4 protein-coding genes and 1 tRNA gene are annotated in these 3,360 nt (G+C 70.7%); 2 read left to right on the forward strand and 3 right to left on the reverse strand.

Annotation, left to right across the window (positions count from 1 at the left end; translation table 11 throughout):
* Nucleotides 1-270: 270 nt before the first annotated feature.
* Nucleotides 271-783, reverse strand: coding sequence for a MarR family winged helix-turn-helix transcriptional regulator (locus tag ABD194_RS20115; RefSeq protein ID WP_343994820.1), 513 nt, complete (start codon nt 781-783; stop codon nt 271-273).
* Between the two features lie 25 nt (nt 784-808).
* Between ABD194_RS20115 and ABD194_RS20120 the strand changes: the two genes are divergently transcribed.
* Together ABD194_RS20120 and ABD194_RS20125 are read left to right on the forward strand one after the other, a co-directional pair.
* A complete protein-coding gene (locus ABD194_RS20120; protein ID WP_343994822.1) occupies nt 809-2,212 on the forward strand; it encodes a ClC family H(+)/Cl(-) exchange transporter in 1,404 nt (467 codons plus the stop codon).
* 135 nt (nt 2,213-2,347) lie between these two features.
* Nucleotides 2,348-2,947 carry a Rho termination factor N-terminal domain-containing protein gene (locus tag ABD194_RS20125; protein ID WP_343994825.1) on the forward strand — a complete coding sequence of 200 codons (600 nt, stop codon included), beginning with the start codon at nt 2,348-2,350 and terminating at the stop codon, nt 2,945-2,947.
* A gap of 48 nt (nt 2,948-2,995) precedes the next feature.
* On the opposite strand, the gene ABD194_RS20130 is transcribed toward ABD194_RS20125, so the two are convergent.
* Together ABD194_RS20130 and ABD194_RS20135 are read right to left on the reverse strand one after the other, a co-directional pair.
* A tRNA-Ala gene (locus ABD194_RS20130) sits at nt 2,996-3,071 on the reverse strand.
* A gap of 19 nt (nt 3,072-3,090) precedes the next feature.
* On the reverse strand, nt 3,091-3,270 hold the full coding sequence (locus ABD194_RS20135) for a DLW-39 family protein (RefSeq protein ID WP_343994827.1): 180 nt from the start codon (nt 3,268-3,270) through the stop codon (nt 3,091-3,093).
* Nucleotides 3,271-3,360 lie beyond the last annotated feature (90 nt).

Here is a 3,360-nt window from a genome sequence, read left to right on the forward strand (position 1 = left end):
TGAGCGACGGGCTGCCAGAGCGGCTCCACACAGAGAGAAGGACCCGGGTGCCTGAGGGCATCCGGGTCCTTCTCTGCATGAGCCGACTCGCACCGACAGGGGGACAGTGCGAGCCAGCACATGCAGAAGGGCTGGGCGCGGTTCGTGCGGGCCCAACCCTTCGCTTTAACCAGTCTAGACCTTGTTGCGGTCGTTGCGCGAGAGGCTCGATGAACTTTCCACCAGATTTCGCCGCATTGGACCGTTGAGGGAAGGACTCGGAGCCGGGTGTCACCAGCCGAGAGGGTGAGCCGGGTCGCGGCCGGCGGCCGGTTCGTTGGCCGCCTCGGCGAACGCCTCGAGGGCCGCGACGAGGGCGGCCCGGTCCTCGCCGGGCAGGGTCTGCACGATCCGGGCGATCTCGTCGCGGCGGCGATCGGTGACCGCCTCGACGAGGCGTGCTCCCTGCGCGGTCGGCACCAGGAGCACCTGGCGACGGTCGTCCGGGTTCTCGCGACGGTCGACCAGCTCTTCGCGCACGAGCCGGTCCACCTGGCGCTGCGCGGTCGAGGCGTTGACACCGAGGCGGGCGGCGAGCTGGACGAGGGTGCTGCGTCCCTGGCTGCTGAGGAGCACGAGGATCCGGAACTGCGCGAGGGTCACGGTGTCCTCGACGTCGGCCAGCGAGCGGGCCGAGACTCCGACCAGCGCCCGCGAAGCCGTCAGCAAGGCGGTGACGAGGTCCTCACTCTCGCTGACAGCGCTCGTCGGACGTCCGGCCCCTGAGCCGCCAGTACCGTGCATAGCGCAATCATTGCATAATGCAAGCATGTTGCCTGGGATGCTGCAGGACCGAGCGCGAGCCTGGGCCCCGGTCGTACTGCAGGCGGTTCCGCGTCTGCGCCGCGTGGACGCGGCCCCTTCTTCGGACCGGTCCGGCGGGCAACCGGCACTGGCGGCAGCCGCGGCCGTCGTCGGTGCACTGACCGGCCTGACGGCCGCGACGTTCCGCCTCCTGCTCGAGCACGCCGGCGAGGCACGCATCGACCTCGTCCGGTGGGCCCACGGCAGCCCGGTCCTCGGCTTCGCCCTGGTCGTCCTCGTCTGCGCGGCCGGCACCAGCGCGGCCTCGTGGCTCGTCCACCGCGTCGAGCCGCACGCGGAGGGCAGCGGCATCCCCCGGGTCGAGGCCGTCGTCGAGGGCCGCAAGGCACCGGGGCGCTTCCGCATCCTGCCGGTCAAGTACGTCGGCGGCCTGCTGTCCATCGGGTCGGGCCTCGCGCTCGGCCGGGAGGGGCCCTCGGTGCAGATGGGCGGCACGATCGCCGCCGTCGTGGGACGGGCACTGCGCCGCAGCGGCCCGGACGTGCGCCTGCTCGTCGCCGCCGGCGCTGCCGCCGGGCTGGCGACGGCCTTCAACGCCCCCATCGCCGGTGGGGTCTTCGTCCTCGAGGAGCTGCTGAAGCGGTTCGACCCCCGCACCACCCTCGCCACGCTCGTCGCCTCCGCGGCGGGCTTTGCCAGCGCCCACGTGCTCCTGCACTCGTCGACGTCGGACTTCCACGTGCCGCAGCTGGCCGAGCCGTCGCTGGCCCAGGCGCCGCTGGTGCTCGCCGTCGGGGTGGCGTGCGGCCTGCTCGGCGTCGCCTACAACTGGTCGGTGATCCGCAGCCTGCGCATCGCCGACACCAGCCGGTGGCCGGTGGTCGTCCGGGCGGCGCTCATCGGCGCAGCCGTCGGGGCGGTCGGCTGGTTCGGTCCCGGACTCGTCGGTGGCGGTGACGACCTCACCCAGCAGGCCCTCGTCGGGCACGGCACCGTCCTGACCGTCACGGGACTGCTCGTGCTGCGCTTCGTCCTGGGAGTCGTGTCGTATGCCGCGTGCACCCCGGGCGGCCTCTTCGCACCGATGCTCGTCCTCGGCTCGAACCTCGGGCTCCTCGTGGAGCTCCTCGGCCAGACGGTTGCGCCGCACCAGACGCCCGAGCCGGCCGCTCTGGCGCTCATCGGGATGGCCGCGTTCTTCACCGCCACCGTGCGGGCACCGGTGACCGGACTCGTGCTGGCCACGGAGATGACGGGCTCGACGACACTGCTGCCACCCATGCTCGGCGCCTGCGCGGTCGCCATGCTGACCGCGGCGATGCTGCGCTCGACGCCGATCTACGACCAGCTCACACAGCGGGCGGTCAACGCCACCCGAGTCAACGCTGCCGAGGGCCACCCCGACTGATCCCCAGAGACTTTCGCGGACCACGTCACCCTCAGGACGACCGGCTGGCCGGGACGCCCGACACCCTTTCGTGTGCCGCCGGCCTGGGTAGGAGTTCCGGACAGGGACACGACTGCATCGAGAAGGGAAGACGCCATGGCCGACAAGTCTGCGAACGAGGCGACGAACGCTGCAGGCAGCGACGAGACCCGGCTGCGTGAGATGAAGGCCGACCAGCTGCGCGAGGAGGCGAAGGAGGCCGGAGTCTCCGGCACGTCGGAGATGCGCAAGGACGACCTCGTCAACGAGGTGGTGAGAGCTCGAAGGGACGCGCCGCCCGAGGAGCCGACCGAGACGTCGGACGATCCAGGCGCTGGTCCCGACGAGGGACAGCTGCGCACGGGTGAGCAGACGTCGAAGTCGCTGAGGTACTCACAGGAGGTCACCTCTCCTGACGAGGAGCCTGAGCGAGAGGGTCGCAGCCTCGCCACGACGCACCACGGCGTCATCAAGCGGTGGGCCGAGGAGCGCGGCGGCGCCCCGGCGACCGTCACGGGCACCGAGCACGAGAGCCACCTGGGCGTGCTGCGCTTCGACTTCGGCGGAGAGTCCGAGAACCTGCGACGGGTGAGCTGGGACGAGTGGTTCGAGACGTTCGACGCCCGCAGGCTGAACTTCATCTACCAGGAGACGAGGAGTGACGGCAGCCAGTCCAACTTCTTCCGACTGGAGAGCCCGGAGCGCGAGGACGGCTGAGGCGGTCCAATGCTGGTACTGGGTGGCACGGGCCCGGACGGGCCGAGCTGGTGGAGCCAAGGGGACTCGAACCCCTAACCCCCTGCTTGCAAAGCAGGTGCGCTACCAATTGCGCCATGGCCCCTCGTGGAGGGAGTGCCGCCTCAGGCGGGAGCTGACGACCCGTTGACCGACGGAGCCGGGGCGACCGGCGAAACCGGCGCGTGCACGTCGTCCGTGGCCTGCGTCCACAGGTCCTGCTCGGCCTGCTGCTGCTTCGCCTTCTTGCGAAGCATGACGATGCCGGCGACGGCGCCACCGATGAGGGCGAGACGCTTCAGCATTTTCAGGTCCTCTCCGTGGTGGCGGTGATGGTGGGCCTAGGAGGACTTGAACCTCCGACCTCTTCCTTATCAGGGAAGCGCTCTAACCGT

The sequence above is a fragment of the Terrabacter terrae genome, assembly GCF_039529575.1.
Classification (GTDB): Bacteria; Actinomycetota; Actinomycetes; order Actinomycetales; family Dermatophilaceae; genus Terrabacter; species Terrabacter terrae.